The sequence below is a fragment of the Gracilimonas sp. BCB1 genome (genome assembly GCF_040117685.2).
Classification (GTDB): domain Bacteria; phylum Bacteroidota; class Rhodothermia; order Balneolales; family Balneolaceae; genus Gracilimonas.
In genome coordinates this window covers 485,195-502,654 of record NZ_JBEDYP020000012.1, presented here as the reverse complement: position 1 = coordinate 502,654, position 17,460 = coordinate 485,195, and the positions used below count along the sequence as shown (strand labels likewise).

The 17,460-nt window shown below is 44.2% G+C and carries 14 protein-coding genes; 4 read left to right on the top strand and 10 right to left on the bottom strand.

The annotated features are described in order from the left end of the window. Nucleotides 1–15: 15 nt before the first annotated feature. Together ABFW99_RS08705 and ABFW99_RS08700 are read right to left on the bottom strand one after the other, a co-directional pair. Nucleotides 16–444 carry a SufE family protein gene (locus ABFW99_RS08705; protein WP_349353747.1) on the bottom strand — a complete coding sequence of 143 codons (429 nt, stop codon included), beginning with the start codon at nt 442–444 and terminating at the stop codon, nt 16–18. 87 nt (nt 445–531) lie between these two features. After that, nucleotides 532–1,797, bottom strand: coding sequence for a PAS domain-containing protein (locus ABFW99_RS08700; protein WP_349353634.1), 1,266 nt, complete (start codon nt 1,795–1,797; stop codon nt 532–534). Nucleotides 1,798–2,022: 225 nt separating this feature from the next. Here ABFW99_RS08700 and ABFW99_RS08695 point away from each other — a divergent pair, with 225 nt between their 5' ends. Continuing rightward, nucleotides 2,023–2,730: a formylglycine-generating enzyme family protein gene (locus ABFW99_RS08695; RefSeq protein WP_440707477.1), complete on the top strand. Its 708-nt coding sequence runs from the start codon at nt 2,023–2,025 to the stop codon at nt 2,728–2,730. Nucleotides 2,731–2,768: 38 nt separating this feature from the next. Here the strand turns inward: ABFW99_RS08695 and ABFW99_RS08690 are convergent, their stop codons facing one another. Continuing rightward, entirely contained in the window at nt 2,769–3,932 is a 1,164-nt protein-coding gene (locus ABFW99_RS08690) for an acyl-CoA dehydrogenase (RefSeq protein WP_349353632.1), read from the bottom strand. A 167-nt stretch (nt 3,933–4,099) separates the two neighbouring features. Between ABFW99_RS08690 and ABFW99_RS08685 the strand changes: the two genes are divergently transcribed. The 3 genes from ABFW99_RS08685 (at nt 4,100) to meaB (ending at nt 8,757) form a co-directional block, all read left to right on the top strand. After that, nucleotides 4,100–5,506, top strand: coding sequence for a methylmalonyl-CoA mutase subunit beta (locus ABFW99_RS08685; protein WP_349353631.1), 1,407 nt, complete (start codon nt 4,100–4,102; stop codon nt 5,504–5,506). Beyond that, entirely contained in the window at nt 5,506–7,644 is a 2,139-nt protein-coding gene (gene scpA, locus ABFW99_RS08680; RefSeq protein ID WP_349353630.1) for a methylmalonyl-CoA mutase, read from the top strand. The genes ABFW99_RS08685 and scpA overlap by 1 nt, the downstream gene beginning before the upstream one ends. 87 nt (nt 7,645–7,731) lie before the next feature. Continuing rightward, nucleotides 7,732–8,757: a methylmalonyl Co-A mutase-associated GTPase MeaB gene (gene meaB, locus ABFW99_RS08675; protein WP_349353746.1), complete on the top strand. Its 1,026-nt coding sequence runs from the start codon at nt 7,732–7,734 to the stop codon at nt 8,755–8,757. 110 nt (nt 8,758–8,867) lie between these two features. Here the strand turns inward: meaB and cdaA are convergent, their stop codons facing one another. From cdaA to ABFW99_RS08640, 7 genes are all read right to left on the bottom strand, one after another. Then, nucleotides 8,868–9,683, bottom strand: a complete 816-nt coding sequence (gene cdaA / locus ABFW99_RS08670; RefSeq protein WP_349353629.1) for a diadenylate cyclase CdaA — start codon at nt 9,681–9,683, stop codon at nt 8,868–8,870. Nucleotides 9,684–9,698: 15 nt separating this feature from the next. Then, nucleotides 9,699–10,481: a dihydropteroate synthase gene (folP, locus tag ABFW99_RS08665; RefSeq protein ID WP_440707476.1), complete on the bottom strand. Its 783-nt coding sequence runs from the start codon at nt 10,479–10,481 to the stop codon at nt 9,699–9,701. Between the two features lie 108 nt (nt 10,482–10,589). Next, a complete protein-coding gene (fdxA, locus tag ABFW99_RS08660; RefSeq protein ID WP_349353627.1) occupies nt 10,590–10,925 on the bottom strand; it encodes a ferredoxin FdxA in 336 nt (111 codons plus the stop codon). Nucleotides 10,926–11,051: 126 nt separating this feature from the next. Beyond that, on the bottom strand, nt 11,052–12,269 hold the full coding sequence (locus ABFW99_RS08655) for an alkaline phosphatase family protein (protein WP_349353626.1): 1,218 nt from the start codon (nt 12,267–12,269) through the stop codon (nt 11,052–11,054). A gap of 83 nt (nt 12,270–12,352) precedes the next feature. Continuing rightward, complete coding sequence (locus ABFW99_RS08650; protein WP_349353625.1) at nt 12,353–15,046, bottom strand: TonB-dependent receptor; 2,694 nt, start codon at nt 15,044–15,046, stop codon at nt 12,353–12,355. 117 nt (nt 15,047–15,163) lie between these two features. After that, the gene (locus ABFW99_RS08645; protein ID WP_349353624.1) at nt 15,164–16,459 is read right to left on the bottom strand and encodes a hypothetical protein; all 1,296 of its coding nucleotides are present in this window, start codon (nt 16,457–16,459) and stop codon (nt 15,164–15,166) included. Beyond that, complete coding sequence (locus tag ABFW99_RS08640; RefSeq protein WP_349353623.1) at nt 16,456–17,460, bottom strand: PorV/PorQ family protein; 1,005 nt, start codon at nt 17,458–17,460, stop codon at nt 16,456–16,458. Before ABFW99_RS08640 ends, ABFW99_RS08645 begins: the two co-directional genes overlap by 4 nt.

The following is a 17,460-nucleotide window of genomic DNA, read 5'->3' as shown; positions in this document are numbered from 1 at the left end:
AGCCTTACAATTAGATTACGATAACGTTTTCTGTGCCTTAAAAGCCATGGCATAAATCTTCATTTGCTTGACCATAGATGCGAGACCGTTTGCCCGGGTTGGCGACAGGTGTTGAGCCATCCCTATTTTATCGATGAACTCAGGTTTTTTATTGATAATAACGTCCGGTTCCTGACCCGAATAAAAACGCACCATCAGCGAAACTAACCCTTTGGTAATGGCGGCATCACTATCGGCTGTAAAGACTACTTTTCCATCCTGCATTTCTGCTGTAAGCCAAACCTGACTCTGGCAGCCTTTTACAAGGTTTTCTTCTACCCTATCTTCTTCGGATAGCGGTGCAAGTTTGTCTCCCAGCTTAATAATGTACTTATACCGCTCGGGCCAATCCTGCAGTAATTCAAACTCTTTGATAATTCGTTCTTCTATCGCCTGAATATCCATTTTTAATTTCAATATACGGGTTAACCTGCTCTACATAAAGAAAAAGCCCACACTTTGGCGGGCTTTGAGCATCGATTTTTTGAATGCTTATTTTTCAACTTCCAGTTCAATCATGGCTACGCTTTTAACGCTTTCGACGATATCCTGATCGCTGCCATAATTTGGCTTAAACGACTGTATAACTGATACATAGTTGTCATCATTAGTTTTGTATTTACAACTGATGCTGGAAGGAGTACCATTGAAAGCCTTTTCAATGGCTTTCTCTGCTTCCTCCAAATTATCAGCGTGTATTACATTTTCAAGGCCATGGTTAAGAATAAGCTCAGGATTCAAACCGGTTATATTGCCAAAATTTTCAGACACAAATTTACACCTGTTTTTACCATCGCTTCCTGCTGCAAACCGCAGGGTAAATTCATCTTTTTTACCCACAATATTTTCTAAATTGCTTTTCTTCTTTTTAAGCGTTTCAATAATGCGGTTTCTGAGAGAGATATTATCGAAGTGAACCCTGATGATGGTTTCGTCATTGCTTACAAAGTAATTGATGGTACCTTCCAGTTTTACTGTCTCCCCACCTTTTTGGATAAAGTCCCAGGAATATTCCTTGTCTTCTACTTTTTTGGAATCAAAGTCGCTGAACAGCGATTTCATTTCTTCCTGATAATCTTCTATTACAAGATCCCAAATTTTAACAGATTTGAGTTCATCGGCATCGTAACCCAGCAAAGTCTTAAACGAATTGTTCGAGGAAACAATATTGCCCTGCACATCCAGATCAACAAATGTCTTCTTCGATTCTTCTACCAGGTTCTCAAAATCAAGGTTGGCGTCAAAAACCAGCTTGCTCGTTTCCTTGCGTTCCGTTATATCGCGCTGGTAAGATACCCAGTGAGTAATCTCTCCTTTGCTGTTCGTAAGTGGATGGATGTCCCATTGATTAATAAACTCGGACCCGTCTTTTCGGTAATTTACGGTGTGTCCAAAAAATGCCTGGCCCTCAATCAACCTTTTTTTAAGTCTGTCGAGCACGTTGCGATCTGTCTTTTCGCCTTGCAATATCCTTGGTGTTTTTCCGAGTACTTCTTCTTTCGTGTACCCCGTCATTTTTGTGAAACCTTCATTCACATACACGATCTTCGGCCCCGGCTTTTCTAAATCCAAATCGGTTATGAGAATGGAGTCGTAATCATGTTTTATCGCTTGTTCAATCAGTGAAAGCTGATTCTTTGTATTTTGATAGCGTTGAAAAAGTTCTCCGAACAATTCTTCAAGCTTAGAGAATGAAGCTTCATCCTTACTACATTTTTTGATCTGCTCTAACACTTCAGGGTCTAACTTTTGATCCATCTTACTACTTTGATTATTACATTTTTGACGTACTAATACCTAATTTTACCACAATACAACTCTTAGCAAATCAACATCATTCCAATTTTTTTGGAAATTATTCCCTTTAAATACTACCTTTTTAGTATGAATAAATTTCAACTATCCCTATACCTGTTATTAATAATCGCATTAACCTGTAGTTGTTCTGTATCCAGGAATACTACCGACTTTCCTAAACCCGGAATGGTTAAAGTTGAGGGCGGAACTTTTTTAATGGGGGATATCATCGACAGCACAAATACCGATGCCCTGCCTATCCATGAAGTAAGCCTGGATGACTACTACATCGGCAAGTATGAAGTTACATTTACTCAATACGATGCTTTTGCCAAAGCAACCGGAAGGGAACTACCCCCGGATGAACATTACGGACGTGGAGACCGCGCCGTTGTTCGTATAGACTGGCATGATGCCTCGGCTTACTGCAATTATTTTGGCTGGCGTCTGCCCACCGAAACCGAATGGGAATATGCAGCAAGAGCAGAAGGGAAAGCAACCCTTTTTGCGGGCACAAACGATCCGGACTCTTTATCGAAATATGCTATTACCGAAAAAGATGCCATCTCTTTTTCCTTCCGAGCAGGAACCAGAAAGCCGAACGAACTTGGCATTTATGATATGAGTGGAAATGTTTCCGAATGGATCGGCTCTTATTATCAATTCTATGAGAATCCGGAAGACCTGCACGACCTTGAAAACAGCATGGTGAGAATAATCCGTGGCGGAAGTTTCAATTCCTGGCTAAACACCACCAAAGTGTACTGGCGGGTTGGCGTGTTAAGTGATGCTAAATTTTATGAGGTTGGATTTCGCTGCGCTGTATCACAAGAAGAGTTAAATAAGCAGCGATTCTTGAATGGATTTTTACACCGTAAACCGGCAAAGCCTTAAAATAAAAAGGGGGCCGAAGCCCCCTTTTTCTCACTCACTCATCGAAGTAGCAACTTAGCTATTGTGCTTAGTTGCATGTTCGTTGTACCCTCGTAGATTTTACCGATCTTAGAATCACGGTAATATTTCTCTACGGGATATTCTTTCACATATCCATATCCTCCAAATAAATCGACTGCTTGTGAACTCACCCGTTCAGCCACTTCTGAGGAATAAAATTTTGCCATTGCGGCTTCTTTCAAAAAATTCTGGCCATTCATTTTCATTCGGGCTGCATTGTAAACCAATAAACGAGCGGTTTCTATATCTGTTGCCATACGGGCCAGCTGAAACTGAACGCCCTGGAATTCAGAAATTGACTTCCCGAACTGCTTGCGTTCCTGCACATAGCCGAGGGCCGCATCAAAAGCGCCCTGCGCAATACCAATCATCTGGGCACCAATACCAATTCGGCCTTCGTTCAACGTTTCGATGGCTACTTTGTATCCTTTCCCAACTTCACCCAGCACATTTTCTTTAGGTACCCGGCAGTCTTCTAATAGTATTTCACAGGTTGAACTCGCTCGAATTCCCAGTTTATTTTCTTTCTTGGAAATTGAAAATCCTTCCATTCCACGCTCAACCACAAATGCCGTAATTCCCTTATATCCGGCTTCGGGATTTACATTTGCCATCACCAGAAAGATATCTGCCTCGTTGGCATTGGTAATCCACAACTTGGAACCATTCAGCACAAAATCATCACCGTCTTCTTTTGCGGTGGTTTTAAGGGCAAAAGCATCACTGCCCGATCCGGCCTCCGACAAACAATATGCGCCTACTTTTTCAGTGGCTAAGAGGGGCAGATATTTTTCTTTAAGATAGTCGGAAGCGAAATTTACAAAAGCGTTATTAACCAATGTGTTCTGCACATCCATAAAAACACCCGCTGATGCGTCTACCCGAGATATCTGCTCGATAGCTACAACCGACATCATGAAGGTTCCGCCACCTCCGCTGTATCGCTCAGGAATGTCAATTCCCATCAGGCCCATTTCAAAAAATTCTTTAACCAAACCGGGATCTAGCTTGGCATTTTCGTCCATTTCTTCGACCAGGGGTTTGATGGAAGCTTCAGCAAAATCAGCTGCCGCTTCTTTAAGCATTTGCTCATCTTCAGTGAGCTGTGTTAGAGGTGGAATTAGTTGCTCGGTTTGTTCCATCTATAAAACTTTGTGAGTAGGTTTTGAGTGAAAGTGAAGCAGAATATACAAATTGTAAGCGCTTTTTTACTAATTAAAACCGTATTTTTTGCATCCGGTTAGTAAAGAACTCTCGACCTCATTATTTTCGTTGTAATTACAAAACCTCAAAAATTCTTTCATCACTCTTGGAAAATTCAGACTTCAAAAAAGCCCTTCATTTTGATGAGTTTCCGCCCATATCTACCGAGGAATGGGAAGCTATAATCGAGAAAGACCTTAAAGGAAAAGATTATAAGGATGTGCTTCGCTGGAAATCCGGGGAAGGGATCAACCCTCTTCCATTTTACCGGGAAGAAAACTTACCAGATCTTTCATCTTCACCTGAACCCATGGCCTCCCATGGCTCATGGACTGTCATGGAGCGCGTTGAAAGTTCGTCGCTATCAGAAGCAAATAAAGAAGCCTTACATGCACTCGAAAATGGCGCTTCCGGGTTGTATTTCTGCCCTGAGAATAACTATTTGCATTCACTCGAAGATCTCAGGAACCTGCTGGAGGATATCCAAATTGAATTGATTACTATCCGGTTTGGGAGCACCGTTTCTTCTCCTTCCATAGCCGATTGGTTGAATGAGATTAGCAAAGGACGAAAGCTCACCGAGGAAGAGCTTTCCGTTAGCTTTAATTTTGACCCGATTTCGTATGCAGCATTAAGCGGAAAGCTGGCATCTAAAACAGATATTGAAAAAACACTGAATGCCTTTGGCGAAGTATTTTCATTCTGTGCTATCGATTCTTCTGTTTTTGCCAATGCGGGTGCTACTATCATTCAACAACTTGCTTTCTCTTTGGCTGCAGGCAATGAATACCTCGGTTTTAATTCAAAGATGGGCGGAAATTTGAACTTTAATTTTGCAACCGGCCCTAATTACTTTCTCGAGATTGCAAAATTCAGAGCTTTTAAGCGAACATGGGGACAGGTTCTGGACGAATATGGTTTGAATAACATCACCCCTTCCATTCACGCTGAAACCAGTTTTTGGAATAAATCCCAGTCGGATGCCCACAATAACATGCTTCGAACTACTACAGAAGCTATGTCGGCGGCAATCGGCGGCTGTAATTCCATTACAGTTCATCGTTATGATGAGCACTTTTCAAAAGACTCCGGCTTTTCTTCACGAATCGCCCGGAATATTCAGCTCATTCTTCAGGAAGAAGCATATCTTGACAAAGTGGCCGATCCCGGTGCCGGTTCGTACTACATTGAAATGCTAACCGATAGCATGGCACAGAAAAGCTGGGAGTTATTCCAGGATATTGAAGCCAAAGGTGGTTTTTACGAGGCGCTTAATTCCGGATACATTCAAGAGTTGGTAGCTGCTTCACGAAAAGAAAAAATTGAGGCTTACCAACATAAAGAGAAAGTATTGGTCGGTGTGAATAAATATCAGCCGGACAAAAAAATTCAAAATTTAGAATTCAACATTCAAAATTTTACCAGTTTCGATCCGGACAACTTGGAAAGCATTACTGTAGATGACATATCTCTTTTAAATATCGAAGCGGAACTTAAAAACGGGGAAGGATAATGAAGAAGGATTTCTCCAACATAGACTTTAAATCGAATGGCCGCTCAAAACAGGAGTCACCCCAAAAAGATGCTTGGGAAACTCCGGAGCAGATTCCTGTAAAAACACGGTTTTCTAAAGAGGATATCGAGAAGCTCGAACACCTTAATTATGCCGCCGGCATTCCACCCTACCTTCGCGGGCCTTATTCGACCATGTATGCCGTTCGGCCGTGGACGATCCGTCAATATGCTGGTTTCTCTACCGCGGAAGAATCCAACGCTTTTTATCGCCGCAACCTCGAAGCCGGACAAAAAGGCCTTTCGGTCGCTTTTGACCTGGCCACACATCGTGGTTATGACTCTGATCACCCCCGCGTTTCCGGTGATGTAGGAAAAGCCGGAGTTGCCATCGATTCGGTGGAAGACATGAAGATTCTTTTTGACCAGATTCCACTGGATAAGATGTCGGTCTCCATGACCATGAACGGGGCTGTGATCCCGGTGATGGCATTCTACATTGTAGCTGCCGAAGAACAAGGGGTGAAGCCCGAACAGCTCGCAGGAACGATTCAAAATGATATCCTGAAAGAATTCATGGTTCGGAATACCTATATCTATCCACCCGAACCTTCCATGAAAATAATCGGGGATATTTTTGAATATACTTCCCGGCATATGCCTCGCTTCAACTCCATTTCGATTAGCGGGTATCATATGCAGGAAGCCGGGGCGACTTGTGACATTGAGCTTGCCTACACCCTGGCTGATGGACTCGAATACCTCCGCACCGGGATAGAAGCCGGTATGGATATTGATGACTTTGCTCCACGCATCTCATTTTTCTGGGCCATTGGGATGAACCACTTTATGGAAATTGCCAAAATGCGGGCAGCACGTTTATTATGGGCAAAAATTGTGAAATCATTCAACCCAAAGAATCCAAAGTCTCTTTCCCTCAGAACACACTGTCAAACTTCGGGTTGGAGCCTGACTGAGCAAGATCCTTTCAATAACGTTGCCCGAACTACCGTGGAGGCCATGGCGGCTGCACTTGGACATACGCAATCGCTTCATACCAACGCTCTGGATGAAGCCATTGCCCTGCCTACCGACTTCTCTGCCCGAATTGCACGGAACACCCAACTCCTCTTGCAGGAAGAAACCGGTATCACCAAAGCGGTAGACCCCTGGGCCGGCTCTTACTATGTTGAATACCTGACCGATCAAATTGCACGAAGAGCCTGGTCGTTGATTGGCGAAGTGGAAGAACTCGGCGGAATGGCTAAAGCTATTGAAACCGGCATCCCAAAAATGCGGATCGAAGAAGCCGCTGCAAGGAAGCAGGCCCGCATCGATTCCGGCAAGGACACTATTGTAGGCGTCAACAAATTTCAGACCGATGAGAAATCTGAGATTGATGTGCTGGAAGTGGATAACGTGAAAGTGCGCAAATCCCAGATTGAGCGCATCAACAAAGTGAAGGAGGATCGTAATGATCAGGCTGTCGAAGAAGCACTCAATAAACTGACTAAGTGTGCAGAATCAGGTGATGGAAATTTATTAGCTTTGGCTGTTGACGCCGCCCGCGAGCGAGCAACACTTGGTGAAATATCGGACGCCATGGAAGAAGCTTTCGGGCGATATAAGGCAACCATTAAATCCATATCCGGCGTGTATTCTTCTGAACTCAAAAATAATGATCAGTTTAAAGCAGCCCTAAACCTGGCAGATAAATTTGCCGAGCTGGATGGCCGTCGCCCTCGAATTATGGTAGCCAAGATGGGGCAAGACGGACACGATCGCGGAGCGAAAGTAATTTCAACCAGCTTTGCCGATTTAGGTTTTGATGTGGACATTGGCCCCCTGTTCCAGACACCTGAAGAAGCCGCCCGTCAAGCCGTGGAGAATGACGTTCATATACTTGGAGTTTCAAGCCTCGCTGGTGGACATAAAACATTGGTACCGCAAGTCATCGAGGAGCTCAAAAAGCAAGGCCGCGAAGATATTATTGTAATAGCCGGCGGTGTGATTCCCCAGCAGGATTATGATTTCCTTTATGATGCAGGGGTCACGGCCGTTTTTGGTCCCGGAACCGTCATTCCCAAAGCCGCCAAGCAAATCCTGGAAGTTTTGATTGAGAATTATTCTTCCTCATGAAATTAACTGCGAATTCTTTTTTTAGATCTCTACCCCAAATAACTTTTCCAAAGTTACTTGGGGAGCTTGTTCAATTTATGTCCTTCAATAACTTTGGAAAAGTTAAGAGAGGGCACCTTGAGTAAACAACTTCCATCTGCTCCTGAATTTATTGAAGGTATTTTAGCCAGCGACCGGATGTTGCTCAGCCGTGCTATTACTTTAATTGAAAGCACGAAGCATGAACATCAGGAGCTGGCCCAGGAAATTATTGAAGGATGTCTTCCCCATTCCGGGGATTCGGTTCGAATTGGCATAACCGGTGTTCCCGGGGTTGGTAAAAGTACCTTTATTGAGGCTTTTGGCAATTATGTAATTGATGAACAGGAACGAAGCTTAGCCGTTCTTGCCGTCGACCCTTCCAGTTCCAAAACCCGGGGTAGTATTCTCGGTGATAAAACGCGCATGGAGACGCTATCAAATCATCCGAATGCCTATATCCGCCCTACCCCCACTTCCGGCTCTCTGGGGGGCGTGGCGAGAAGCACACGGGAAACCATCACTCTTTGTGAAGCCGCAGGCTTTGACACCATCCTTATTGAAACCGTAGGTGTGGGTCAGTCAGAAACAGCTGTTCATTCTATGGTTGACTTCTTTTTACTGTTGATGCTGGCCGGTGCCGGAGATGAACTTCAGGGCATCAAACGAGGTATCATGGAAATGGCCGACTCCATCGTTATTAACAAGGCTGATTCCGGAAATGAAGATGCTGCCAAACGAGCGATGGCTGAATACAAAAACGCACTGCACCTGTTTCCTCCTACCGAATCAGGCTGGATTCCCAAAGTATCTACCTGCTCGGCATTTCATAACAAAGGCATTCCCGAGGTTTGGAACATTGTGGATGAGTACGTGCGCCACACCAAAGCTAAAGGGTTCTTTGAGCTGCAACGAAAAGAACAGGCTAATTACTGGCTGAATGAAAGCATCCATCAGGAACTGCATCAGGCTTTTTATGGGGATGCTGATCTGAAATCAAAACTGGAAAGCTACCGATTGCAGGTTCAGGAAGGTAAAATATCATCCTATAAAGCCGCCAAAGATTTGATGAAAGAGTTTTTGAATAACTATTAGGCAATTTACTAAAAGCACAAGCGGACGCTTGCGCTATTTCCAGGTAGGTCGTTATTCGATAAATACCTCAGATTGACGAACAACGATTAACGATTTCCCGAATAACGAAATCAATTAAGCTTCATATCGGCCTGGGCAGAACTGAAGGCAACGTCTTCATCAAACTTTTGGCTGCCGAAGGTTTCTTCCATTTCAGCCCGTAGTTTTTGAATGGTAAGTCCACTGGTAAGAGCACCGTTTCGGGCAATGGAAATTCGGCCTGTTTCTTCCGATACCACAATTACGAATACATTATTGGACTCACTAATCCCTACCGCAGCGCGGTGTCGCGTTCCGAATGAGGAAGAGATGTTCGGGTTTTGAGAAATAGGCAGATAACAGCTGGCCGCCACAATTCTGTTGCCCCTGATAACAACCGCTCCATCATGTAATGGCGTTTCTTTTTGGAATATCGTGGTAAGAAGCTCACTTCGAATTTCAGAGTCAATGTTTACTCCGGCGTCCACCAAATCCTGAAGCGAGGAAGTCCGGGCAAATACAATCAGTGCCCCGGTTTTATTCTTCGACATTTCCTTCACGGCATCGATAATCTCATCAATGGTCCGGTCTGAATTAGAAGTCGAGAAAAAACGATCCAGACTGGTATTGGTTCCCAGCCGGTACAGCAGTTTTCGGATTTCCGGCTGGAAGAGAATGATGAGCGCGATAATTCCCACATCCAAAATCTGGCTCAGAATGGAGTTGATGGTAGTAAAGCCCAAGAGCCCAATCACCACATTAATAATCACCACAAACAAAATACCAAGGGCCGCTTGAATGGCGAACGTCCCCTTCACCCACCGGTACAGATATACCAGCACGAGCGCAATAATGAGCGTCTCGGCAAAATCTTTTAAGCCGAATTCAAGGAAACCAATGGGAAACAAGGCCGCCGGATTTGGTTATTGTTGGGATTGAACTGCGTTGAATATACGAATTGAATCGGAAGCTTCCTTCACATCATGCACACGGAGTATATTTGCTCCTTTTATGAGTGCGTGATAGTGCAGCGCAACAGTCCCGGTTATGCGATCGTCTGTAGGCCGGTCGTCTAATATTTTACCGATCATGGACTTGCGTGAAGCTCCAACTAATACAGGGAAACCAAATTTTTTGAATTTGTCAAGGTGGGCGATCAATTTCAGGTTGTGCTCCAGCGTTTTACCGAATCCGATTCCCGGGTCTAAAATAAGGTGATGGACTCCCCTTTTTTTTGCTTCCGCAGCTTGTCGCTGGAAAAATGCCATCACATCATCAACCACATCGTTGTATTCCGGGTTTTTCTGCATCGTTTTGGGATCACCCTGAGAATGCATCAGAATGTAAGTAGCATCGTATTCAGCACAAAGGTCGGCAAGGTGGGGTTCTTTTTGAAGTCCGCTTACATCGTTAACAACTTTAGCTCCGGCCTGCAGTGCTTTTTTAGCCACCTCATATTTGGTGGTGTCGATAGAAAAAAGGGCATCGCTGAAAACCGGGATGGCTTCCTTAAGCAAAGGAATTACCCGGTCTATTTCTTCTTTTTCTGAAACAGGGTCAGCCCCCGGGCGTGTGGACTCTCCCCCCACATCTATGATTTCTGCCCCATTCTTAAGCATCAGATGAATACGATCCATCGCCCGGCTGTGATCCAGATATTTACCTCCATCACTAAAGGAATCGGGCGTAGCATTGATGACCCCCATTATTTTTGGGGAAGTTGATGCGCTTAAAATGGAGGTGTTTTCAGGCAATAAAGAGTGATTCTTGGGAATCGTTAGAGACTGTATGACTCAAGTGAAATGCCACTTTTCTTACCAAGCTTCAACAAGTTTATCCAGCTTATCTTCTTTGGTAGCCCACTCGTCGGCATCAGGCAGAGCATCCTGGGTTTCGTTGATAATGCGGTCTTCCCAGGCTTCAGATAGTCTTTCATTCAGATCGATGTAATCTTCCCATTTTTCAGGTACTTCATCATCGGGATAAATAGCTTCTACAGGACATTCAGACACGCAGGCATCACAATCAATACATTCCATCGGATCGATGACCAGGAAGTTTGGGCCTTCGCGGAACGCGTCAACCGGACATACAGCAGCGCAGTTAGTGTATTTACATTGAATGCAGGGTTCAGTAACAACGTATGGCATATTCTTAAAACTCTGTTAGGTTGTGAAAGACTGAGTATTTCAGCAAGGGAATATCCCCTCACTTTTGGACAGATGCAATCTTAATAAAGCCCTTGAACGTGATTTTTTGGTTAAAAATCTCCTTCATCACTTTAAAAGTACTGATACACTGTCCAGGCTTCCATCGTTTGGTGCCGGTGTGATCTCCAACAGATGAGCCATCAAAGAATACAAGTGCACATTCTGAAAAGGTTTAGCGGTATATCCCCTTTTAAAATCAGGCCCATGGGCTACAAACAGGGCGTGCATCTCCCTTGCCTGATTATCAAAACCATGGTTCCCTCCCGATGGGTAGTTTGCCCGAGACTCAAAATACTCTCTTGTAGTGATCGTGTATCCGATATCAGCGACCAGCAACAGCTCAGGAACTCTGCGATGATTCTTCAGGTGATACCGATCTGGTATTTCTTCCTTTTTGTACACGTTAAAATGTTCTTCATTAGCTTTTAATGCAGAATAAATTTCATCCAGATTATCTCCCTTTACATTTGCCATCATTGCGGGGCTGTATGAAATTACCTCCAGATCGTCCGGGTTTATCATTTTATCAAGTATCACTACTCGACCCCGGGAGATATCGGTCATCCCGTGGTCAGACACAATGATCAGATTTGTTTTTTGTGAAATCTGCTTTTGATTTAATAATTGCATCAAATGGCCCATTAAATCATCGGCCTGTTTAATAGCCTCAACTACTTCAGGGGAATCAGGCCCATGACGATGTCCCACAGCATCCACGAAGCTGAAATAAAGTGTAGCCAAATCCACTTCTTTTTCATTTCCATATGACATCCATTTTACAACCGTGTCGATGCGGGCTGAATCAGGCATACTTTCATTATACGGCTTCCAGTGTGTTGGGCGCATATCCTGAATAGGCGTTTCCGAACCTACCCAAAACATAGTCCCGGATTTTTTACCTGCCTTTTCGACTGTATTCCAGATCGGCTCCCCTTGATACCAGTCAGGATTTTCAACCGCATCGCGATTCGAAATAGTAAATCGCGCATCCATTTCAGGGTCATACATATTATTGGCAATGAAGCCGTTGTTTTCCGGGTACAAGCCGGTGGCTATAGCATAATAATTGGGAAATGTCTTGGATGGAAAAATAGGGATTAACCCCTCACTTATTACACCAGATTCAACCAGTCTATCAAAATTTGGGGTATCAACTTTAGAAAGGTAGTCGTGCCGAAAACCATCGAAGGATACAAGAAGAACTTTCTTATTGGCAGATTTATCTTCTTCAACACAGCCAATAAATGACAGTGATATAAGTACGGAAACGAGGAGTTTTTTCATAGTTGCTTACAATAAAAAAGCAGCCTGTCAAAAGACAGGCTGCTTTCAAAATTTAACGTAGAATTGATGATACGTTAATGGGTTTAGAAGTTGATTCTAACTCCAAAGTTGTATCGTCTTGGAAGCCCAAAGAATACTTCGGCGTCATCAGCATCGTGATCTCCGTCGTATCCGTTAAATCTACTGTTATCTGTTGCATCCTGGATGTATGTATTATCAAACAGATTGAACAGGTTCAGGAACAGGGAACTTCCTTCAAACACACCCGGCAGGGCATAATTCAAGTGAGCATTGAATACTGTGTAGTTAGGTACCTGCCATGTTTGGGCACGATCGCTTGGATCGTCTCTATCAAGCGGGTCAAAGTCTGACCAGTAGCGCATGAATGTAGTACCTACCAGCGTAATATCCAGGTTTTGCATAGGCTCTACCGTCAGGGTATAAGCAAACTGTGTTTGCGGTGCGTTACCTACTTTAAGTCCTTCCACAAAAAGGCTCACTGTGTCCTGGTCAGAAGGATTGTTCTGATCCGGAGTGTACAGAGCTGTTACATCATTCTTGTATTCCCACAAGTTATGAGAAGCGGCAACATCAAGCCGGGCCCATTCAGCAAGTTTTGCTGATGTTTCCAGCTCAACTCCTGTGTGCATTTGGTCAAGACCGGTGATGTTAATCAAACCTTCAGTTCCATCCTGAAAGTTAATTCCCCGCGTGAAAGAACGGTCACGACGGTCGGTCAGGTAATAGTTGAAGTTGAACCCAAATCGTCCGCTTGGATCTCTGTAACGAGTACCTGCTTCGTAGAAGTAGAACTTCTCGTTTTCGGGATCTTCGTTGATCGCACCGGTTCCGTCATTAATTACATTATCAAAAATCGGCACTTTTGAGATCGCTCCAACATTCAGGTAAATGTCCAGATTGTCATTCAATCCGTAAAGAACACCAGCTTTGGCCTGGTACCCAACAAGGTTATCGCTTTCGCGCTCTGTTTCCTGTAATCCTGCTTTATTTGGATCGTCCAGGAAGTAGTTCAGGTGAGAATATTTCACGGTAGAAATACCAACTGTAGCATACGTACTAAAGTTATCCTTTGAGTACTCACCTTGCAGATAACCGCCTAACCAGTCAACGGTGTTATCAAAGTTATAAGCCACTTTATCACCCAGCCTTGTTTCACGATTTGGATTCAGGTCGTTGGAGTTGTCAACGTAGTAGAGCCCACCAAGAAGGTCGCGTACTTCACGGTAGTGCTCAATTTCAGCTGTTCTCCAGTCTAACCCGGCTTGCAGTTCAAGCTCTTCGCTTGCCTGATAAGAAAGCTTCAGAATATCACCGATTGTCCATTGGTTGTTTCGGCTGTTTCTGATGATGCCGTTTGCAACAGCATCTCCGCTTACATCCACATTACTCAGGTTGTCGGCGATGGTAGCATTCCAGTCTACAATTCGCTGTGCGTGGCTGTAGTCATACTCAATATCTCCAAGTGTTCCTGTTCCTCCACCTTGTCCGCCGGAGTAGTAAAGTACGTTGGTTAAAGTAAGTTTATCAGTCAACTCACTGTACCAGTTCAGGTTCACTTGTGGCTTGTGAAAGAAGTTTTCGCGCTCGTTCAGGAAGTTTTTAGAATACCGGCTCTGGATGCTCGGGTTTAACCAGCCGTCACCAACATATTGGTTTCCTTCGTAGCTGTTAGATACACCGGAAACGTTGGAATTAAATAAACGTCCTTTTTCCCAGAATTCATCAGTCGCAGCGGGGTCATAACTATCCAGACTTAAAGCATAACTGCGGTCATAGGTTGCAATGTTTTGGGCGTACAGGTTTTGACCGTGACGCTGAGGAGCTCCCAGAGCAAACAGGTCAAGTCTGTTATCATCATTAATTTGATAAGAAGCCGCTAAGTGATAAGCCCATGAGTCGGTCCATGTTCCGTCAACAATTCCATCACCTTCTTTTCGCACACCTACGGCACTGATAGCAAACTTATCGTTGATCAGGCCTGAGTTCAGCATCAGGGTAGTTTTGTTAAATGCTCCACTACCGTTTTCGAATTTCACCATGCCGCCGGCTTCGTTATTACTTGGATCGGTAATGATGTTCAGAGTACCACCCACAGATGGCACAGCAAGGTTTACATTAGAGATACCGCGCTGAACCTGAATAGATCGGGCAGCATCACCAACACCGTCCCAGTTTGACCAGTATACCCAGCCATTTTCCATATCATTCACCGGAACACCGTTAATCATTACAGCCACATTTCTCTGGCTGAATCCACGAACGTTAATACGGGCATCACCTGCACCACCACCTGAGTTAGTGGAGTATACAGAAGGTGTAACATTCAGTACCTCGGGAAGATCCCGGGATCCCAACTGAACTCTGATTTCTTCCTGACTTACATCAGAGAAAGCAACCGGAGTGGTTTGATCAGAACGAGAAGCAAATACCTCGAGCGAAGTCAGTGACTCACTGGTAAGTTCCATCTCAAAATCGAGGGTGAGGGTTCCTTCACCAACGGTAACTTCTTCCATCAGGGTTATATACCCAATGTTAGAAACGCGCAGGTTATAGGTACCGGCATCGACATCTTCGATCTCATATTCTCCGTTAAGATCGGTAGCAGCACCTTTGGTGGTGCCCATTACTAAAATATTAGCACCAATGATGGGTTCGCCGGTGCTGGCGTCGGTAACTTTACCCGTAATTGTTGATTGCGCAAGAGCAGAACCTGACACAATCAGACTTAAAAAAACTATAGATAAGTAGCGTAACATTTGTGTGTTTTATTTGAGGTTTTTAATAGCAACCAAAAATAAAAATTATAAGATTAAGATAATGTTACGATCAGGTTTTATTATGACTTAACAGCTGCGTTTAACCGGCCTTCAGCGTTATTCAAAGTCAGTTGTAAGCTTATACCGAGCGATACGATTATTCCCTTTGTCGGCCACATACACAACCTGATTGAAATAAGCTACACCGCTTGGCGAGTCAAACTCTTTAGGCCCTGAACCAAGTTCACCAAATGAAACCAATACCTGCTTGGTTTGATTTTCGGCACCGGGTGGCGGTGGCACCCCCTCTTGTCCGTTCGACTGAAACTGATACAGTTTATGCTGAGCAGCATCCACTACAAAAATGTAGCTGTCATCATCACCACCAAATGCTACATCGGTTGGTTGTTGAAACTTGTCCGGCTCATATAAAAACCCATCAGCCTGTGTAGTATCCTGTGCCAGTAGTTGTGAGTTTTGCTGAAATACCAAACCATCCGGGGTTTCCACGGCATTTATCCATAACACTCTGAATGAGATTTCTTTCGTTTGATCAGCTTGAGTGATAAGGAAGCTGCGATCTTCTGTAAAGGCATCACGCTGTGGAGGAGCTACAAAGGTGGCTACTGAGCTCATGCCAATTCCGCTTCTGAGCGAAGGAGTAACCGGATTCAGGGTTCGAATTTGACGAACATTTTCCATCTTGCCAGTTACCTCGCCGTTTTCCGATACCCTTCTGAATTCCAAAACAGTATTGTCAGGTGCAGCTACCTGATTGGTTTCGTTAAAGGGCCCTCGTCGGGTGATGTAGATCGAGTTATCTGCCATTGCTGAAACCCCGGTAACTTCAACCCTTTCATAATTGATGTTTGAGCTACGGTTTAAGCGGGCATTTTGGGCAGCAGACGTACTTAAACTGGCATCATCAAAAGGAAAGATAAGTGTATCAACAATGGTAAGAGGTCCGGTACCGTTCATATTCTTAATCTTATATACGGCCGGCAAGTTCCAGGTTATGTTTGGGTCAACAGACTCAATAACCGTATCGATACGTGCTGAAACATAAACGTTTAGCAAACGATCTTGCGTAACGGCATTGGCTCCATCCAACTCAATGGTAATCCGAGGATTCAGGTCAGCTCGATCCAGCAGGTGAACACCCTGTGCATCCGTCACATATACAAAGCGATCGAAGCCTACAAATACATCCGTTGGAGCATCAAATTCGCCCCAGAAAGGAAGTACCGGAGCATATCCTTCAACTGTTTCAAGTGTGGGGTCTATACTTCCCTCTTCGAAAATTTCGTCCGTGGTGTCATTATCCTTGGCTCCAAAAATATTATCACATCCATAGAGCAAACCCGCTGTAAGGATTAATGAACCAACAAAAATTCTGTTTACTGCTTGTTTCATAGCGCTACACTTAAACCAATTCTGTGGATTCCACCTAAACGTTCATACACGGTGTATCCGTAATCTGCTTTTAATACCTTTTCCATAAATGGAACCTTAACGCCGGCTCCAAAGCTTGGCCAAACTCTTTCTTCGGCACCGAACTCGTATCCGGTTCTCACAAAAAACTGGTCTATAAAACCATATTCTGCACCCACATTCAACTGTTCGGAGTTGTCGCTTGGGTTGGTGATTTGAGCCGTTACCAAAAGTTCATGATTTTCATTTTCAATTACATTATAGGCGGCTGCAATATTAAAACGGGTAGGAAGCGATAAGTCACTGGTTGGTTCTTGTTCCACCATTCCATCCAGGGTTTCATATTCAGCCGTACCTGAAGGAGCGGCTTCAAAACCAAAGTTATTCAGGCTCACCCCAAAGCGAAGGCCGGTATCGCCCACGTAGTAGAGAAATCCAAAGTCGATGGCTCCGGTTTGATAGGTGATGTCAATATAATTTTCGGACAGGTATCTCAGGGTGATGCCATAACTAAAAAGATCCGTAATCTGATGCGAACCGGTTACCCCTGCTGAAATATGATGTGTGCTGAAGGTTCTTCCGGTCCCCAGAGGTTCAAATTCGGTAGTCTCATTAATCTCACCGGAATTCAGGTATTGAATACTCCCACCAATGGCAAAACGGCCGAGCTTATGGATATAACTCAGATACTCAAGATTAATATCCGCCACATATTGGGTGTGATTCAGCATCACGTTGGAGCTGCCAAGCACCGAGGCGTTAGCCGGATTCCAATACAGGCTCGATCCGTCGATGGCATCGGCCATATTTGAGTTACCCATAGCAGCACTCCGTGCATCAATGGAAATTTTAGCAAACTGAAAACCTTCCGTACCGGCACGGTCATCACCATAGCTTGTTTGGGCAAAGGCACTATGGCAGTAAAGCAACCCTCCGATAAGAAACAACAAACAACTTTTTATCAATGCTTTAATGAATTTCAT

What these genes read in the sequence shown, in the direction of transcription:
- fdxA (WP_349353627.1), bottom strand. Translation starts at nt 10,925, where the DNA reads ATGCCATACGTTGTTACTGAACCCTGCATTCAATGTAAATACACTAAC.
- ABFW99_RS08705 (WP_349353747.1), bottom strand. Translation starts at nt 444, where the DNA reads ATGGATATTCAGGCGATAGAAGAACGAATTATCAAAGAGTTTGAATTA.
- ABFW99_RS08640 (WP_349353623.1), bottom strand. Translation starts at nt 17,460, where the DNA reads ATGAAATTCATTAAAGCATTGATAAAAAGTTGTTTGTTGTTTCTTATC.
- ABFW99_RS08650 (WP_349353625.1), bottom strand. Translation starts at nt 15,046, where the DNA reads ATGTTACGCTACTTATCTATAGTTTTTTTAAGTCTGATTGTGTCAGGT.
- ABFW99_RS08690 (WP_349353632.1), bottom strand. Translation starts at nt 3,932, where the DNA reads ATGGAACAAACCGAGCAACTAATTCCACCTCTAACACAGCTCACTGAA.
- ABFW99_RS08695 (WP_440707477.1), top strand. Translation starts at nt 2,023, where the DNA reads ATGGTTAAAGTTGAGGGCGGAACTTTTTTAATGGGGGATATCATCGAC.
- ABFW99_RS08645 (WP_349353624.1), bottom strand. Translation starts at nt 16,459, where the DNA reads ATGAAACAAGCAGTAAACAGAATTTTTGTTGGTTCATTAATCCTTACA.
- ABFW99_RS08700 (WP_349353634.1), bottom strand. Translation starts at nt 1,797, where the DNA reads ATGGATCAAAAGTTAGACCCTGAAGTGTTAGAGCAGATCAAAAAATGT.
- ABFW99_RS08655 (WP_349353626.1), bottom strand. Translation starts at nt 12,269, where the DNA reads ATGAAAAAACTCCTCGTTTCCGTACTTATATCACTGTCATTTATTGGC.
- scpA (WP_349353630.1), top strand. Translation starts at nt 5,506, where the DNA reads ATGAAGAAGGATTTCTCCAACATAGACTTTAAATCGAATGGCCGCTCA.
- folP (WP_440707476.1), bottom strand. Translation starts at nt 10,481, where the DNA reads ATGGGGGTCATCAATGCTACGCCCGATTCCTTTAGTGATGGAGGTAAA.